Consider the following 16735-nt stretch of genomic DNA (forward strand, 5'->3'; position numbering starts at 1 on the left):
CGTCGAGTCAGTCGGATTTCGCTCTGCGCGTAGCGACAGGGCTACCGGAACACCTCCTGAGCGCGGACGGTTGTTCAAAACGACGTGGAACCGACCCAGAGCAGAGACACACGACCTCAGCGGAGTCGGTCAGCGACGATAGAGTAAGGAGGCACGGACGCCCGTCCTGGACGTTCGTGCACCGGCCCCGCCAAGATCTTGACCATCAAGGCGCACGGCACGTGAGGAGCACGAGGGCATGTTCGAGCGGTTCACCGACCGAGCGCGACGGGTTGTCGTCCTGGCCCAAGAAGAGGCCCGGATGCTCAACCACAACTACATCGGTACGGAACACATCCTGCTGGGCCTGATCCACGAAGGTGAAGGCGTCGCGGCAAAGGCCCTGGAGAGCCTCGGCATCTCCCTGGAGGGCGTCCGCCAGCAGGTCGAGGAGATCATCGGCCAGGGCCAGCAGGCGCCGAGCGGGCACATCCCGTTCACGCCGCGGGCCAAGAAGGTGCTGGAGCTGTCGCTGCGCGAGGCGCTGCAGCTCGGCCACAACTACATCGGCACCGAGCACATCCTGCTCGGGCTGATCCGTGAGGGCGAGGGCGTCGCCGCCCAGGTGCTGGTCAAGCTCGGCGCCGACCTCAACCGGGTCCGCCAGCAGGTGATCCAGCTGCTCTCCGGCTACCAGGGCAAGGAGCCTGCCGCGGCGGGCGCCGCGCCGGGTGAGGCCGCGCCGTCGACCAGCCTGGTGCTGGACCAGTTCGGCCGCAACCTGACCCAGGCCGCCCGCGAGGGCAAGCTCGACCCGGTCATCGGGCGCGAGAAGGAAATCGAGCGGGTCATGCAGGTGCTTTCCCGCCGTACCAAGAACAACCCGGTCCTGATCGGTGAGCCCGGCGTCGGTAAGACCGCCGTGGTGGAGGGCCTGTCCCAGAAGATCATCAAGGGCGAGGTGCCCGAGACCCTCAAGGACAAGCAGCTCTACACGCTCGACCTGGGCGCGCTCGTCGCCGGTTCCCGCTACCGCGGTGACTTCGAGGAGCGCCTCAAGAAGGTGCTCAAGGAGATCCGCACCCGCGGCGACATCATCCTGTTCATCGACGAGATCCACACCCTGGTGGGTGCGGGTGCCGCCGAGGGCGCGATCGACGCCGCGAGCATCCTCAAGCCGATGCTGGCCCGCGGTGAGCTGCAGACCATCGGTGCCACCACGCTCGACGAGTACCGCAAGCACCTGGAGAAGGACGCCGCTCTCGAGCGCCGCTTCCAGCCGATCCAGGTGGGTGAGCCGTCGCTGGCCCACACCATCGAGATCCTCAAGGGCCTGCGGGACCGCTACGAGGCTCACCACCGCGTCTCGATCACGGACGCCGCCCTCGTGGCTGCCGCGACTCTGGCCGACCGGTACATCTCCGACCGCTTCCTCCCGGACAAGGCGATCGACCTGATCGACGAGGCCGGTGCCCGGATGCGGATCCGTCGGATGACCGCGCCGCCAGACCTGCGTGACTTCGACGAGCGCATCGCCCAGGTGCGTCGCGACAAGGAGTCCGCGATCGACGCGCAGGACTTCGAGCGCGCCGCCCAGCTGCGCGACAAGGAGAAGCAGCTCCTCGGCCAGAAGGCTCAGCGGGAGAAGGAGTGGAAGGCCGGTGACCTGGACGTCGTCAGCGAGGTCGACGACGAGCAGATCGCCGAGGTTCTCGGCAACTGGACCGGCATCCCGGTCTACAAGCTGACCGAGGAGGAGACCTCGCGCCTGCTGCGCATGGAGGACGAGCTGCACAAGCGCGTCATCGGCCAGGAGGACGCGGTCAAGGCGGTCTCGAAGGCGATCCGGCGTACCCGGGCCGGCCTGAAGGACCCGAAGCGCCCGTCGGGCTCGTTCATCTTCGCCGGCCCGTCCGGTGTCGGTAAGACCGAGCTGTCCAAGGCGCTCGCCGAGTTCCTCTTCGGCAGCGAGGACGCCCTCATCCAGCTGGACATGTCCGAGTTCCACGACCGTTACACGGTCTCCCGGCTCGTGGGTGCCCCTCCCGGCTACGTCGGCTACGACGAGGGCGGGCAGCTGACCGAGAAGGTGCGGCGTCGGCCGTTCTCGGTGGTCCTCTTCGACGAGATCGAGAAGGCCCACCCGGACGTGTTCAACACGCTCCTGCAGATCCTCGAAGACGGTCGGCTCACCGACGGTCAGGGTCGGATCGTGGACTTCAAGAACACGGTCATCATCCTGACCACCAACCTGGGCACCCGTGACGTCGCCAAGGCGGTGTCGCTGGGCTTCCAGCAGTCGGAGGACTCCGAGTCCACCTACGACCGGATGAAGCAGAAGGTCAACGACGAGCTCAAGCAGCACTTCCGGCCTGAGTTCCTCAACCGGATCGACGACACCATCGTCTTCCACCAGCTGCGCCAGAGCGAGATCCTCTCGATCGTGGACATCATGATCCAGCGGATCGAGGGCCAGCTGCGGAACAAGGACATGGGTCTGGAGCTGACCGACAACGCCAAGAAGTACCTGGCCGCGAAGGGCTTCGACCCGGTGCTCGGTGCCCGTCCGCTTCGTCGCACGATCCAGCGCGACATCGAGGACAACCTCTCCGAGCGGATCCTGTTCAACGAGCTGATCCCGGGTCAGATCATCGTGGTGGACTGCGAGGGCGACCCGGACGACATCGACAAGTCCAAGCTCGTTTTCCGGGGCTCGGAAAAGCCGATCGAAGTTCCGGACGCCGTCCCGGCCGACCTCGGTGGCACTGCCGCTGGCACCGCCGCCGCCGCGGGCGTGGACGAGTAACACAACCAGCAAGGGGCGGGGCCCCGGTGGCGCAAGCCACCGGGGCCCCGCCTTTTCGTGCCCCCGCACACCGCCGAGCCGCCGTCCCCGCTCCCCGTGAAGGCCTCGGCTCCCAAGATCGCGCAGCAACCTGGATCTAGTGGCATCCGGCGCGCCCGACACCACTACATCCAGGATCGAGCACGATCTTGAGGTGAAAGGCGCGGATCGCGGCCTTTGCGTGCCGCGTAGGGCGTGCGGGCCGTGCGGGCGTGCGGGCGGCCGCGCAGCCCCTCAGTTGGCGCGCAGGATGCGCCCGTGGAAGGTCAGGTGGTCAGGTCTGCTGTTGGCAGGGACGGGCCGTCACCGGCCAGGCGGAAGGAGTCGCTGCCGGCTGGTTCGACCAGCCCGTCCTGCACCAGCCCGGCTAGGGCGCGGGCGCGTTGCACGTCATCGGTCCAGACCTGGTCCAACCGCTGGTGTGGGACCGGTCCGGTGCTGTCCCGGAGCACTCCGAGCAACAGACCGCGGACCTGTCGGTCGGTGCCCGCGTACCGCTGGGGTCGACGGGTCGGCCCGGCCGGCGCCTCCTGGCCGGACGCTCGCCAGGCGCAGACCGACTCGACGGGGCAGGCGGTGCAGCGCGGTGACCGGGCCGTGCAGATCACCGCGCCCAGTTCCATGAACGCGGCGCTGGCCAGTGCCGCTGCGGCCGGTTCGGTCGGAAGCAGCTCTTCGGTGGCGACCAGGTCCGCTGGCCGTGTGACGGGCCCGGCGTCCGGTTCGCCGGCCACCGCCCGGCACACCACCCGGCGTACGTTGGTGTCGACGACCGGGTGCCGCTGCCCGTACGCGAAGGCGGCCACCGCCCGCGCGGTGTACGTGCCGACGCCGGGCAGAGCGAGTAGTTGCTCCAGCCGGTCCGGCACCTGGCCGCCGTGCCGGTCGACGATCGCGACCGCGCATTCGCGGAGCCGGACCGCCCGGCGGGGATAGCCGAGGCGTCCCCACATCCGGATCGCCTCGGCCGGGGTGTCCGCCGCCAACGCGGCCGGGTCGGGCCAGCGGGTCAGCCAGGCCTGCCAGGCCGGCACCACCCGGACCACCGGTGTCTGCTGGAGCATGACCTCGCTGACCAGGATGGCCCACGGGGTGACGCCGGGCTCGCGCCACGGCAGGTCACGGGCGTGCTGCTGGAACCACCGGCTGACCAGTGTGGCGAAGTCGGGTTGAGTCATGGCGTCGTCGATGATGTCACGCCCGGCGTTCCCGTTGGTTGGGCGGCTCGGGCGGGGTGCCACGTCCTCGTTCGGCGGGCGGGGGAGAATGCGCGGATGAACGAGCTCGCGATCACCGTCATCGGTCGGGACCGGCCGGGCATCGTGGCCGACGTCGCGGAGGTGCTGGCCCGACTGGGCGCGAACCTCACCGACAGCACGATGACGCGGCTGCGGGGGCATTTCGCGATGACCCTCATCTGCACCGGCCCGGCCGCCGCCAAGGTCGAGGCCGCACTGGCGTCGCTGGCCGCCGAGGGCCAGCTGCTGGCGACGGTACGCGCGGTCACCCCGGACGGCGATGTTCCTCCGGTGGGTGAGCCGTACGTGATGGCGGTGCACGGTTCGGACCGGATGGGGATCGTCGCGGCGATGACGAGGGTGCTGGTGGACGCCGGGGGGAATGTCACCGACCTGAGTACCCGGTTGACCGGTGCGCTCTACGTGGTCCTGGCGGAGGTCGAGTTGCCGGCCGGTGTGGCGGAGACTCTGCTCGACCGGCTGCACCGGACGGCTGCCGAGCTGGGCGTGGAGGTCACCCTCCGCCCGGCGGACCCGGACCTGTTGTGACCGGCGAGGAGCGCGGGCCGGAGGTCGGCCTGGGGGACTGGACTCCGGAGTCACTGGACGTGCCGGGCGAGGTGCGGGCGGTGGTGTCCGCCCCGCATCCGGTGCTGAGTCGGGCTGCGGACGAGGTCGACCCCACGGCAAAGGAGACTGTCCAACTCGCGGCCGACCTGATCGCCACGATGAAGGTCTCGCCGGGCTGCGTGGGGTTGGCCGCGCCGCAGGTCGGGGTGGGCGCTCGGGTCTTTGCCGTCGACGTGACCGGGCACCCCAAGGCGGTGACGGTGCACGGCACCTTCGTGTTGTGCAACGCGCGCGTGGTCGAGGCGACGCGGTGGAAGCCGGGCCGGGAGGGCTGCATGTCGGTGCCGGACCTGACGGGCGACGTGAAGCGGGCCAGCCGGCTGGTGGTGGAGGGTGATCTGCCGGGCAGCGGCGAGCCGGTCCGGCTGGTGACCGACGGCTTCGAGGCTCGGGCGTTGCAGCACGAGATCGACCACTGTGCGGGGCTGCTCTTCCTGGACCGGGTGGCCGGTGCGCACGCGGTCTATCAGCGCAAGGTCTACCTGTGACCGGGTGGCGGAACGTCCTCAGTGGAGGGTGGCGCGGGCGTCTCGGAGTGGCTCCGGCGCGTCGCGCCGCACTGCCGGGTACGGCGCGGCTACGGTGGAGGGCATCATGCGTCTGACGGTCGGCCCCCTGGCACCCGCCGTGTACTGGCGGCGTCGCGCCGTCGTGCTCGGAGCGGGGTTCCTGTTCCTGATTGTCCTGCTCTACTCCTGTACCGGTTCGGGTCGTTCCGGCGACAAGGATCCGAAGGCGGGAGGGTCGCCGTCGGCGACGTCCGCCGCGACGTCAGGCCCCGCAGGGCCGGTGCTGACACCGCAGACCGGCGCTCCGGCGTCGTCCGCGTCCGCTGATTCGGGTGCGACGAGTCCGAGCCCGGGGATCACCAGCAACACACCGCCGCTGGGCGCGGCGGCCGGTTCGGAGGACGACGGCACCTGCACCGACGGCGAGATCAGCGTGGTCTCGTCGGCGAGCCCGACCTCGGTGCAGCGGGGCGCGGTGGTCGAGCTGCAACTGAGGATCAAGAACACGTCGGACCGGACGTGCAGCCGCAACGTCGGCGCCGACCTCCAGGAGATCTTCATCAAGTCCGGGGCCGAGAAGGTCTGGTCGTCGGACACCTGCGGCAAGGTCGAGGGCTCGGACGTGCAGTCCTTCACGCCGAATTTCGAGCGCTCCTACCAGGTGCCCTGGAACGGGCGGGACACCAGCCGTTGTGACGGCGCGCTGGCCGGAGGACCGTTCGCGCCGGTCGGGTCGTACCAGGTGTTGGCCCGGGTCGGCACGAAGCTCAGCGACCCGGTGAAGCTCACCGTCACCGGCTGAGCCGGGTCAGACGTAACGTTCCAGGATGGATGCCTCGGCGAGCCGGGACAGCCCCTCACGGACGCCGCGGGCCCGGGCGTCGCCGACCCCCTCGACGGCTTGCAGGTCTTCCACTGTCGCGCCGAGCAGACGCTGAAGGCTGCCGAAGTGCAGCACCAGGCGATCGACCACTGCCACCGGCAGCCGGGGCACCTTGGCCAGCAGTCGGAAGCCGCGCGGGCTGACCGCGGCGTCGAGCGCGTCGGACGCGGCCGGGTAGCCGATGGCCTTGGCCACCGACACCAGGTCGATCAGCTCGGTGGCACCGAGCAGGTCCAGCTCGACGAGAGCCTCGTCCAGGGTGCGCGACTTGCGGCCGACGGGGAGGTAGTCCCGGATCACCAGCGTCCGGTCGGCGTCAACGCCGGCCATCAGCTCGTCGAGTTGCAGGGCGAGCAGGCGGCCGTCGGTGCCCAGCTCCACCACGTAGCCGGCGATCTCGTCGGCGATCCGGCGAACCATCTCCAGCCGTTGCACCACTGCCACCGCGTCCCGCACGGTGACCAGATCCTCGATCTCCAGGGCGGAGAGCGTGCCGGAGACCTCGTCCAGCCGGAGCTTGTAGCGCTCCAGGGTGGCGAGCGCCTGGTTGGCGCGGGAGAGGATGGCCGCCGAGTCGTCGAGCACGTGCCGTTGGCCGTTGACGTAGAGGCTGATGATCCGCATGGACTGGCTGACCGAGATGACCGGGTAGCCGGTCTGGCGGGCCACCCGCTCGGCGGTGCGGTGCCGGGTGCCGGACTCTTCGGTCGGGATGGACGGGTCGGGCATCAGGTGCACCGCCGCCCGGACGATCCTCGTGCCGTCGCTGGAGAGCACGACAGCGCCGTCCATCTTGCACAGCTCGCGCACGCGGGTCGCGGAGAACTCCACGTCCAGCGGGAAGCCGCCGGTGCAGAGGCCCTCGACCACCTTGTCGTAGCCCAGCACGATGAGCGCGCCCGTGCGACCTCGCAGGATGCGCTCCAGACCGTCACGCAGCGCAGTGCCCGGGGCCATCAGGGCGAGATTGGCGCGTAGCGGATCTCCGGCGCTCCCGGCGGCCCCCGCAGTCACGCTCACGCTGATCGGGCGGGCGGGCGAGCCCACGGCGCCGGTGCGGGCCTGGGGCGGCGCGCCGGCTGGCTTGGTGGTATCGCGGTCGATCGGCACGGGCACAGTCTACGGACTGCCGTGCGGTGGGTGCTGTCGTGGTTACTGTGATGTGTCACGATGCCGCCCTTTCCAACGTTTCCCGCTTGCGACGTGCTGTCCGGTTTCGCCGCCCTCGTCGGCACGGTGGGTCACTCGGCGGACGCGCGAGCCGCATGGTGCAGCGCCGAACGGACGTCGGTGACCTCGGTCACCCGCATCTGCTCGGGGCCGGCGCCGGTGCTGGTCGGGCCGCAGCCGGGCGGCACCAGGGCCACCTTGAACCCCAGCCGGGCGGCCTCGGCCAGCCGGCGTGGCACCGCCCCGACCCGGCGCACCTCGCCGGTCAGCCCCACCTCACCGATCGCCACCAGGTGCGGCGCGATCGCCAGGTTGAGCCCGCCGGAGGCGACCGCCAGAGCCACCGCCAGGTCGGCGGCCGGCTCCACCACCCGGATCCCGCCCACAGTGGCGGCGAAGACCTCCCGGTCGTGCAGGGTCAGCCGCTCGGTGCGCCGTTGCAGCACCGCGAGCACCATCGCCAGTCGCGCGGAGTCGAGACCGGAGACGGTGCGCCGGGGAGAGCCCGCCACTGTCGCGCCGATCAACGCCTGCACCTCGGTGACGAGGGCCCGCCGCCCCTCCATGGCCACCGTCACGCAGGTGCCCGGGACCGGTTCCGCGTAGCGGGTCAGGAACAGCCCGGACGGGTCGGCCAGGCTGCTGATGCCGCCCTCGTGCATCTCGAAGCAGCCGACCTCGTCGGCCGCGCCGAACCTGTTCTTCACGCCGCGCACCAGGCGCAGCGACGAGTGCTTGTCGCCCTCGAAGTGCAGCACCACATCGACCAGGTGCTCCAGCACCCGAGGCCCGGCCACCTGGCCGTCCTTGGTGACGTGCCCGACCAGCACTGTGGCGATGCCCCGCTCCTTGGCGACCGAGACCAGCGCGGCGGTGACCGCGCGGACCTGGGTGACCCCACCGGGCACACCCTCGGTGCCGGTGGTCGAGATGGTCTGCACCGAGTCGAGCACCAACAGGCCCGGCTTGACCGCGTCGAGGTGACCGAGCACCGAGCCGAGGTCGCTCTCCGCGGCGAGGTAGAGCCGCTCGTGCAGGGTGCCCATCCGCTCGGCGCGCAGGCGCACCTGACTGACCGACTCTTCGCCGCTGACCACCAGCGAGGGGCTGCCGGCGCCGACCGCCCACTGCTGTGCCACATCGAGAAGGAGGGTCGACTTGCCCACGCCGGGCTCGCCGGCGAGCAGCACCACGGCACCCGGGACCAGGCCGCCGCCGAGCACCCGGTCGAGCTCGCTCACCCCGGTGGGCACCGCGCGGGCCGGAGCGGCGCTGATGGTGGCGATCGGTCGGGCCGGCTCGGACGGCATCCGGGAGCTGACCACCCGACCGGAGACCGTCGGGCCGGTCACGGTGTGCTCGACGACCGCCCCCCACTCGCCGCACTCCGGGCAGCGCCCCACCCACTTGGGCGGCTGGTGCCCGCAGGCGTCGCACTGGTAGGCCGGGCGCGGCTCGCGGGCGGCGGACCGACCACGGGGGGCACCGGCCGTGCCGCCACGCGGAGCTGTCGATCGGGAGGTGGTCACATCAGGACGCTAGCCCTCGCGTACGACGAAAACACCCCGGCGTGGTGGTCACCACGCCGGGGCGTTCGTCGATGTGCGGGTCGGTCACTCGTGGGTCGTGCCGCCCTCGTTGCCCTCGTAGCCACCCTCGCGCTCGATGATCGGCGACGGAGGGGCCGCCGGGGTGAGCGGCACCGCGACCGGCGCCTGCCCGGTGACCGTGTTGCCGTTGCCGAAGTCGAAGGTCACGACGACGTTCTGGCCGGAGCGCAGCGCCTCGGTCAGGCCGATCAGCCGGAGCTGCGTGGTGGCCTCGGAGTTGAACTGGATGTAGCTCAACGGCGCCAGCTCGATCCGGGCCGGCTGACCCGGGGCGGCGGGGCTGGCCGAACCGGACGCCCGCGCCGACTCCGGGGCGGACGGGGTGGCCGAGGACGATCCGGTCTCGGAGGGCGTCGCCGACGGGCTCGGCGAACCGGACGTCGAGTTCGACGGGCTGGCCGAACCGGACGGCGACGGGCTCATGGAGGCGGACGGCGACGGGCTCGCCGAGCCGCCGCTGATCACCACCTCGCGGGCACTCTCCGTGGTGACGGTGACCGTCACGGTTTCCTTGGAGTCGTTGTAGATCACGGCGCCGAGCCCCGCGTCCTGCCCGGCCTTGTAACCCTCGGTGCCCGGGTAGTCCACGAGCAGGCCCCGCACCGAGAAGGAACCGTTGTTGGTCGTGAGGTTGACGCCCTGGACCGACGGCTCCTTCAACGCGGTCTCGGCGATCTGACCGGTGCCGCATCCCGAAGCCAGCAGGCTGGCCGCCGCAATCCCGGACAGCAACAGGGCCGCCCGCCGGGATCCCCTGATCGAGCGCGTCACGTCGGTCCTCCTCGTCACAATCCCCACCCGGGCCGTACGCCGGGCACGGTGGCCATACCCGCGCAGACCGCGCTCCAGGGTAGTTGGGACTGATCGAGGCCCGCACGCGGACCCGGCAATGCCACCTGCCCGGGTGGCGTTCACACCACCCGACCGCTCGCCACCAGCAGAACCACGTCGATGAGGGCCACCAGCATCACCGCCCGGAAGGCCGCCACCGGCCGCCGGCCGGCCCGGATCGCCGAGCGCCCGGCGTACCAGCTCAGCGGCGGCACCACGGCGGCCGTGCCGACCGCCGCCCAGCCGATCGCCGACGGCGGCCCGGGTGGCCCGAGGACCAGTGTCGCGGTCGCCGCGAGGAGGAGACCCGCCGCGGCCACCCGACTGCCGGCGGCACCGAGCCGGTGGGGCAGGCCGCGCACGCCGGTGAGGGCGTCGTCAGCGAGGTCGGGCAGCACGTTGGCGAAGTGGGCGCCGGCGCCCAGGCAGGCCGCCGCCGTCACCAGCCAGACCGGCGGGGACGGCTGGCCGGGCAGCGCCAGCACCACGAAGGCGGGCAGCGCGCCGAACGACACGGCGTAGGGCAGCACCGAGAACGCGGTCGCCTTGAGCGGCCAGTCGTAGAGCAGGGCGGAGACCAGGGCGAGCGTCAGCCAGAAGGCCGCCACCGGGTTCGTGGTCAGCGCCAGCAACGGGCAGGCCACCGCGGCCACCGCGGCGGCCCAGGCCGTGACGCGCCGACCGACCGCGCCACTGGCGACCGGTTTGTCGGTACGCCCCACAGTGGCGTCCCGCTCGGCGTCCAGCGCGTCGTTGGTCCAGCCGACGGCGAGCTGGCTGGCCAGCACGGCGAGCACCACCGAGACGATTCCGGTCGGCCGGTGGCCCACTCCCCAGGCCAGCAGACCGGCCACCGTGGTCACCGCTGCGGCCGGTTCCGGATGGCTCGCTCTGACCAGCCCTAACACCCTCGACGACATAAGGGAAGTCTGGTCGTTACCGAGCAGTCGTGCCACGCTCGGTTCCATGCGAGACGTGGCTGCGGCCGGGGCGTCCACCGGTCCGAGGGTGCTGCCGCGAAACGATCCGCGTCAGTACGACGATCTGGCCGGTGAGTGGTGGCGGCCGGACGGTGCGTTCGCGATGTTGCACTGGCTGGCTGAGGCCCGTGCCGCGCTGGTGCCTCCGGCCACCCGTCCGGACGCGTTGCTCGTCGACCTGGGTTGCGGCGCCGGCCTGCTCGCGCCGCACCTGGCGGGCAAGGGCTACCGCCACGTCGGGGTGGATCTGACCCACTCGGCACTCGTCCAGGCGGCCGAGCACGGGGTGCGGGTGGTCCAGGGTGACGCCACGGCGGTGCCGCTGCCTGACGGCTGCGCCGACGTGGTCTCGGCCGGTGAGTTGCTGGAGCACGTGCCGGCCTGGCCGCGCGCGGTGGCCGAGGCCTGTCGGCTGCTGCGCCCTGGCGGCGTGCTGGTGCTGGACACCCTCAACGACACGGCGCTGGCCCGGCTCGTCGCGGTCCGGATCGCCGAGCGCCTGCCGACGGTGCCTCGCGGCATCCACGATCCACAGTTGTTCGTGGACGCACGGGCGCTGGTGGCCGAGTGCGCCCGACACGGTGTCGACCTGAGTCTGCGGGGCATCCGTCCGCAGGTCGGCGGCATGCTCGCCTGGCTGCTGCGCCGCGCTCGCGCGAGCCGCACGGCCGGTGCCGTGCCCGTCGGCCGCGCGCCGCGCATCGTGCCGACCCGCTCCACCGCCGTGCTGTACCAGGGCCGGGGGGTCCGCAAAGGATAGTCAGGCCGTGGCGGGGTATGGAACACCGTAGGAGGAACGAGATGACGGTGCACGCGCTTGAGGCAGCACGCCGGTTGGCGCCGCGGTTCGCCGCGCGGGCGGCCGAGCACGACCGGGACGGTTCCTTCCCCGTGGACGACTTCGCCGACCTGCGCGAGGCCGGCCTTTTCGGGCTGATGGTGCCCCGGGCGCTCGGCGGTCTGGGCGCCACTTTCGCCGAGTACGCAGCGGTGGCCACTGAGCTTGCCCGGGGCAACGGTGCGACCGCCCTGGTGTTCAACATGCACGCTTCGGTGACCGGCGCGCTGGGCGCTGTCACCGAGGAGTTGGCCGAGGCGCTGGGCGTACCCGACGAGGCGCTGGCCGCCCGCGACCGGCTGCTCAGCGCGGCGGCGCAGGGCTCCTGGTACGCGGTCGCGATGAGCGAGCGGGGCGCGGGTGCCCGGCTGTCCCAGCTCACCACCGCGTACGAGCCGACCGACGGGGGCTGGCACCTCAAGGGCAGCAAGACCTTCTGCTCCGGGGCCGGGCACGCGGACGGCTACCTGGTGGCGGCGCGCAGTGCGGCCGACCAGTCGGTGGTGTCGCAGTTCCTGGTGCCGGCCGGCGACGGGCTGACCGTGGAGCCGACCTGGGATTCACTCGGCATGCGCGCCACCTCCTCCCACGACCTGCACCTGGACGTCACGGTGCCCGCCGACCGGCTGCTCGGCGGGGTGGAGGGGCTTGCGCTGGTGGTCGCGCAGCTGATGCCGCACTGGTTGGTGGCCAGCTACGCGGCCGTCTACGTGGGGGTCGCCCGCGCGGCGATCGACGCGGCGGCCGAGCACCTGAACGCCCGCAACCTGGCCGGTCTGCCGGCGGTGCGGGCCAGGCTGGGTCGGGCGGACGCGGCGACGGCCGCCGCGCAACTGGTGGTTGCCGAGGCGGCCCGCCGGGTGGACGAGGCGCCCGGTGACGAGGAGACCAACCGTTGGGTGTGGCGGGCGAAGCTGCTCGCCGGCACCACGGCCGCCGAGGTGGCGGCGTCGGTGCTGGAGGCGGCGGGCACCTCGGCCACCCGCCGTGGTCATCCGCTGGAGCGGCTCTACCGCGACGCCCGTTGCGGCTCGCTGCACCCGGCCACGTCTGATGTCTGCGCCGACTGGCTCGGCATCGCCGCGCTGGGCGGCGACCCGGATCGTGACGGATCGGCACCACGTTGGTGAGCCCGCGCCACCGGGCTCGCACGAAGGAACGACCAGCCGACGTGGCTGGTGGGACGGCCAGGGGGAGGACAGCATCTGACGAGAGGTGGGGATCGTGTCCGTACCAGTGATCGCGGGGCTCGGGACAGCGCAGCCGCCGTCCGCTTCGCAGGACGAGTTGTGGGAGGGCTTCTTCTCCCGGCACTTCACCGGCACCACCAGGTCGTTGGCCCAGCGGATCTTCGCCAACTCGGGGGTGACCCGGCGGCAGGCCGCGGTCAACCCGCTGTTGGAGGACGTGTCGGACTGGCCGACCGAGCGGCGGATGCGTCGTTACCAGGTCGAGGCGCTGCCGCTGGGCAAGGAGGCGGTGGGTCGGGCGTTGACCGCTGCCGGGCTGAGCGCCGGCGACATCGGGCTGTTCATCGTCTGCTCCTGCACGGGCTATGCCACCCCTGGGCTGGACATCCTGCTCGCCCGGGACCTGGGCATGGCCGCGGAAACCCAGCGGATGGTCATCGGCCACATGGGCTGTTACGCGGCGTTGCCGGGGCTGGGCGCGGCGAGTGACTTCGTCACCGCCCGGGGGCGTCCGGCGCTGTTGCTGTGCGCGGAGCTGACGAGCCTGCACATCCAGCCGTCCAGCGCCCGGGTGGACACCCAGCAGATCGTCTCCCACGCGCTCTTCTCGGATGCGGCAGTCGCCGCCGTGGTCGTGCCGGGCGGACCGGGGTACGCGTTGCGCGAGGTCACCGCCGTCACCGACACCTCAACGGCTGACCACATGACCTGGGACGTCACCGACGCCGGCTTCCGGATGGGGTTGTCGCCGAAGGTGCCGCAGGTGCTGTCGAGGCACGTCCGGGGGCTGGTCGACGATCTGCTGGCCCGGCACGGCCTCACCAGCTCCGAGGTGGACGGTTGGGCCGTGCACCCGGGCGGGCCGAGGATCCTCAACGTCGTCGAACGGGAGTTGGCGCTGCCACCGCAGGGGTTGGCGGCGTCCCGTGCGACGCTCGACGAGCACGGCAACTGTTCGTCGCCGACCGTCCTGCTGATCCTGGACCGGTTGGGTCGGGCGACACCGGCGGCTCGGCGCATCGTCATGTTGGCCTTCGGCCCCGGCCTCACCCTGTACGCAGCCCTGCTCGATCGACAGGGCTGAACCCCGTCGGGCCGGCCGGTACGCTCGGGAGGTGGATGTGACGGCGGACGACCGGCTGCGCTCGGTGGTGCTGTTCGGTGCCGCGGCGGCCGCCCTGGTCGTGGGCGGCTGGTGGTGGCACTCGGCCGCGCCCTCGTCGACGCCCGCTGCGGCTGTTTCTCCCACCGCGGCGCCGAGCGCCGAGCGGAGCGTCAGCACCCCACTGGAACGTCTCATCGCGGCTGAGGAGCCCGAAGCGCGGATCACGGCTCGGATGGACCCGGACACCGGCGAGGTCATCCGGGTGGAGAGCAGCCCGCGGACGGTGATCGACCTGGAGACGGGCTCGATCGTCGACATCGAGGGCGATCCCGCGCTGCTCTTCCGCTCGGGTGACCTGCCCTCGTTCAACGAGACCGTCTGGCGGGAGCAGCGGGAGATCGCTGCCGGCCAGGAAGTGACCCGGCAGGCCAACGACAGTGGTGCCCGCTACCTGCTCCAGTACCGGTGCACCCGTCCCGGCACGCTCACGTTGACGAGCACCGGGACCGAGATCATTGGCCAGTTTCGTGTCGAGTGCGACGGCTCGATCGCCAACGCCGAGGTGCGGCCCAACGGCGGACCGTTCCGGTTGTCGCTGTCGGCCGGTGACCGGCCCATCGACATCCAGGCGCAACTCGTCGTGCTGCCCGGGTAGGCGCGGTCGGCTCAGGCGGCCAGGGCGCTCAGGTCGCTCCGGTAGGAGTCGCTGGTGCCCAGTTCGGGCAGCACCCGGGTCACGATGCCGGCCCGGTCGACGAGCAGGGCGGTCGCGGCGCCGGAGCGAGCCGGCTGGCCCAGGAACGAGCGCAGGCCCCCGGCGGGGTCGGCCAGGGCGCGAGCCTGCCGCTCGATGGTGGGCCCGGCTGGCGCCGTCCGCCCTCCGGTGACGGTGATTACGGAGACGCCGGCGGGAGCGGCCGCCAGGGCGTCGGTGACCCGGTCCGGGCAGCGGCAGGCGTCCAGCAGGATGATCATGGCGGGTAGCAGGCCGCGCAGTGGCACGGGCTCGTCGTCCGCGCCGACCAGGTCCAGTGCGGGCAGCGCCCGCCCGACGAGGGTCTCGGGTGGCGAGTAGGGGGCCGGGGTCGGCCGGTCGGCTTCGCGGTTGGCGCGTGGCCAGGTGACCGCCAGCAGGCCGGCCAGCGTGGTGAGGACCGCCACCAACAGCACCGCCAGCGGTAGGCCCAGGGCCCGGTGACCGCCCGAGAGGCCGTCGGCCCGGCGCAGCTCACGGCGGATCTGAGCGGCCTCGGCGGCCAGTGCGGAGGCGTCGTCGGGAACCACCACGCGGCCCCATTCGGGCGGTAGGCCGGGCAGGCCGTCGGCTGGCCCGTGACCCTCTGCGTCCGGCTTGCCCATCGGACCCCCTGGAAGCGTCTCGAGAGCTGAGTGCGGCTCGGTCTCCAGGGTCCCGCACCAGGGGCTCCTCGCGCTACATCTGGGCGCGGTCCTGCTGGCCGGGCTACCATGGGAGGAGCGCATAGCCCTTGATCTCGACGTTCTGTTCACCCGTACCGGGCAGTCATTTGCCCGTTACGGAGCGTGTTCGAACCATCGGTTTGACCGCCTGTCAAGCTGAAGCAAGACCTCTCACAGGGCCCCTGAGCTGCGCCAATGGTCAGGACATCGGAGAGACATCAGTGCCTGACCGTGTTACCCTAGACACAGCGAAAGGGGTTTCGAACCTATGGTTTTCAGTGTCGGCGAGACCGTTGTTTACCCCCACCACGGGGCCGCACTCATCGAGGCAATCGAGACTCGGGTCATCAAGGGCGAGCCTAAGAAATACCTCGTCCTGAGGGTCGCGCAGGGTGACCTGACGGTCCGGGTGCCGGCCGAGAACGCCGAGATCGTGGGTGTGCGCGAGGTGGTCGGCGAAGAAGGCCTCGGTAAGGTCTTCGACGTTCTGCGGGCTCCGCACACCGAGGAGCCGACCAACTGGTCGCGGCGTTACAAGGCCAATCTGGAAAAGCTGGCTTCCGGCAACCCGCTGAAGGTCGCCGAGGTCGTGCGTGACCTGTGGCGCCGGGAGCGGGAGCGGGGCCTCTCTGCGGGCGAGAAGCGGATGCTCGCCAAGGCCCGTGACATTCTCGTCGGCGAGGTCGCGCTGGCCGAGAAGAGCACCAAGGACGAGGCGGAGACGCTGCTCGACAAGGTCCTCACCGAGGCCTAGTCCGCACAGCATCGTCGTACCCACTTCGTAGTGAAGAAACCACCGAGGACCGCGACGTGACCGCGCAGCTCAATCCGCGCGGTGACGTCGCGGTCCTCGTGCCTGCGGCGGGTGCCGGCGTACGGCTCGGCCCCGGCCGACCCAAGGCGCTGCGCCTGCTCGCCGGTGAACCGCTGCTGGTGCACGCCGTGCGTCGACTGGCCGCCGCGCCGTCGGTGCACACCATCGTGGTGGCCGCGCCGGCCGCCGAGGTGCAGGCCGTCCGCGAGCTGTTGGCCCCGGTCGCCCCGGTGACCGTGGTGCCCGGTGGTGCCGAACGGCAGGCGTCGGTGGCCGCCGCGCTGGCCGCGGTGCCCCCCGGTCCGACGATCGTCCTGGTGCACGATGCCGCCCGGGCGCTCACCCCGCCTGAGCTGGTCGAATCCGTCGCGGCGGCGGTACGAGGCGGGTGCGACGCGGTGATCCCGGTCCTGCCGGTCGTCGACACGATCAAGGAAGTCGGTGCCGACGAGGTGGTGCTCGGCACCGTCGACCGTTCCGCACTGCGCGCGGTGCAGACCCCGCAGGGTTTCCGTCGGGTCGTGCTCAGCGCCGCCCACGCCGCCGCCGGTGACTCCCTCACCGACGACGCCGGACTGGTTGAGAAGCAGGGCGTCGCGGTGAGCTGCGTGCCCGGCTCGGAGTACGCACTGAAAATCACCCGGCCGTTCGACCTGGCTCTGGCCGAGCATCTGCTTGCCGCGGCCGGTTGACG

The 16735-nt window shown here is 71.6% G+C and carries 16 protein-coding genes; 10 read left to right on the plus strand and 6 right to left on the minus strand.

Annotation, left to right across the window (positions count from 1 at the left end; all coding sequences use genetic code 11):
• Nucleotides 1-238 precede the first annotated feature (238 nt).
• The gene (locus tag AB0B68_RS00705; protein ID WP_357206436.1) at nt 239-2785 is read left to right on the plus strand and encodes an ATP-dependent Clp protease ATP-binding subunit; all 2547 of its coding nucleotides are present in this window, start codon (nt 239-241) and stop codon (nt 2783-2785) included.
• A 305-nt stretch (nt 2786-3090) separates the two neighbouring features.
• Here AB0B68_RS00705 and AB0B68_RS00710 read toward each other — a convergent pair whose 3' ends face one another.
• Nucleotides 3091-4002 carry an A/G-specific adenine glycosylase gene (locus tag AB0B68_RS00710; protein WP_357206297.1) on the minus strand — a complete coding sequence of 304 codons (912 nt, stop codon included), beginning with the start codon at nt 4000-4002 and terminating at the stop codon, nt 3091-3093.
• A gap of 96 nt (nt 4003-4098) precedes the next feature.
• Between AB0B68_RS00710 and AB0B68_RS00715 the strand changes: the two genes are divergently transcribed.
• The 3 genes from AB0B68_RS00715 to AB0B68_RS00725 all read left to right on the plus strand — a co-directional run bounded on the left by AB0B68_RS00715 (nt 4099) and on the right by AB0B68_RS00725 (nt 6003).
• On the plus strand, nt 4099-4611 hold the full coding sequence (locus AB0B68_RS00715; protein ID WP_357206299.1) for an ACT domain-containing protein: 513 nt from the start codon (nt 4099-4101) through the stop codon (nt 4609-4611).
• A complete protein-coding gene (locus AB0B68_RS00720; RefSeq protein WP_350857154.1) occupies nt 4608-5180 on the plus strand; it encodes a peptide deformylase in 573 nt (190 codons plus the stop codon). The genes AB0B68_RS00715 and AB0B68_RS00720 overlap by 4 nt, the downstream gene beginning before the upstream one ends.
• 106 nt (nt 5181-5286) lie before the next feature.
• Nucleotides 5287-6003 carry a hypothetical protein gene (locus AB0B68_RS00725; RefSeq protein ID WP_357206302.1) on the plus strand — a complete coding sequence of 239 codons (717 nt, stop codon included), beginning with the start codon at nt 5287-5289 and terminating at the stop codon, nt 6001-6003.
• A 6-nt stretch (nt 6004-6009) separates the two neighbouring features.
• Here AB0B68_RS00725 and disA read toward each other — a convergent pair whose 3' ends face one another.
• The 4 genes from disA to AB0B68_RS00745 form a co-directional block, all read right to left on the minus strand.
• Nucleotides 6010-7194: a DNA integrity scanning diadenylate cyclase DisA gene (disA, locus tag AB0B68_RS00730; protein WP_030327921.1), complete on the minus strand. Its 1185-nt coding sequence runs from the start codon at nt 7192-7194 to the stop codon at nt 6010-6012.
• Between the two features lie 131 nt (nt 7195-7325).
• Complete coding sequence (gene radA / locus AB0B68_RS00735) at nt 7326-8783, minus strand: DNA repair protein RadA (protein WP_357206304.1); 1458 nt, start codon at nt 8781-8783, stop codon at nt 7326-7328.
• 84 nt (nt 8784-8867) lie between these two features.
• Nucleotides 8868-9635 (minus strand): hypothetical protein, encoded by a 768-nt coding sequence (locus tag AB0B68_RS00740; RefSeq protein WP_357257192.1) that lies wholly within the window; start codon nt 9633-9635, stop codon nt 8868-8870.
• 140 nt (nt 9636-9775) lie between these two features.
• Nucleotides 9776-10615 (minus strand): UbiA family prenyltransferase, encoded by an 840-nt coding sequence (locus tag AB0B68_RS00745; protein ID WP_355005933.1) that lies wholly within the window; start codon nt 10613-10615, stop codon nt 9776-9778.
• 46 nt (nt 10616-10661) lie between these two features.
• Here AB0B68_RS00745 and AB0B68_RS00750 point away from each other — a divergent pair, with 46 nt between their 5' ends.
• The 4 genes from AB0B68_RS00750 to AB0B68_RS00765 all read left to right on the plus strand — a co-directional run bounded on the left by AB0B68_RS00750 (nt 10662) and on the right by AB0B68_RS00765 (nt 14463).
• Nucleotides 10662-11435: a methyltransferase domain-containing protein gene (locus AB0B68_RS00750; protein ID WP_357206307.1), complete on the plus strand. Its 774-nt coding sequence runs from the start codon at nt 10662-10664 to the stop codon at nt 11433-11435.
• Between the two features lie 41 nt (nt 11436-11476).
• The gene (locus AB0B68_RS00755; protein ID WP_357206309.1) at nt 11477-12643 is read left to right on the plus strand and encodes an acyl-CoA dehydrogenase family protein; all 1167 of its coding nucleotides are present in this window, start codon (nt 11477-11479) and stop codon (nt 12641-12643) included.
• A gap of 94 nt (nt 12644-12737) precedes the next feature.
• A complete protein-coding gene (locus AB0B68_RS00760) occupies nt 12738-13787 on the plus strand; it encodes a type III polyketide synthase (protein ID WP_357257195.1) in 1050 nt (349 codons plus the stop codon).
• Nucleotides 13788-13818: 31 nt separating this feature from the next.
• Nucleotides 13819-14463 (plus strand): hypothetical protein, encoded by a 645-nt coding sequence (locus AB0B68_RS00765; protein ID WP_357257199.1) that lies wholly within the window; start codon nt 13819-13821, stop codon nt 14461-14463.
• Nucleotides 14464-14474: 11 nt separating this feature from the next.
• Here the strand turns inward: AB0B68_RS00765 and AB0B68_RS00770 are convergent, their stop codons facing one another.
• On the minus strand, nt 14475-15167 hold the full coding sequence (locus AB0B68_RS00770; protein ID WP_357257201.1) for a hypothetical protein: 693 nt from the start codon (nt 15165-15167) through the stop codon (nt 14475-14477).
• Nucleotides 15168-15495: 328 nt separating this feature from the next.
• Between AB0B68_RS00770 and AB0B68_RS00775 the strand changes: the two genes are divergently transcribed.
• Together AB0B68_RS00775 and ispD are read left to right on the plus strand one after the other, a co-directional pair.
• Nucleotides 15496-15981: a CarD family transcriptional regulator gene (locus tag AB0B68_RS00775; protein ID WP_203148040.1), complete on the plus strand. Its 486-nt coding sequence runs from the start codon at nt 15496-15498 to the stop codon at nt 15979-15981.
• 56 nt (nt 15982-16037) lie between these two features.
• Complete coding sequence (gene ispD / locus AB0B68_RS00780; RefSeq protein WP_357206317.1) at nt 16038-16733, plus strand: 2-C-methyl-D-erythritol 4-phosphate cytidylyltransferase; 696 nt, start codon at nt 16038-16040, stop codon at nt 16731-16733.
• Nucleotides 16734-16735 lie beyond the last annotated feature (2 nt).

It is taken from the genome of Micromonospora sp. NPDC049049, assembly GCF_040649115.1.
GTDB lineage: Bacteria > Actinomycetota > Actinomycetes > Mycobacteriales > Micromonosporaceae > Micromonospora.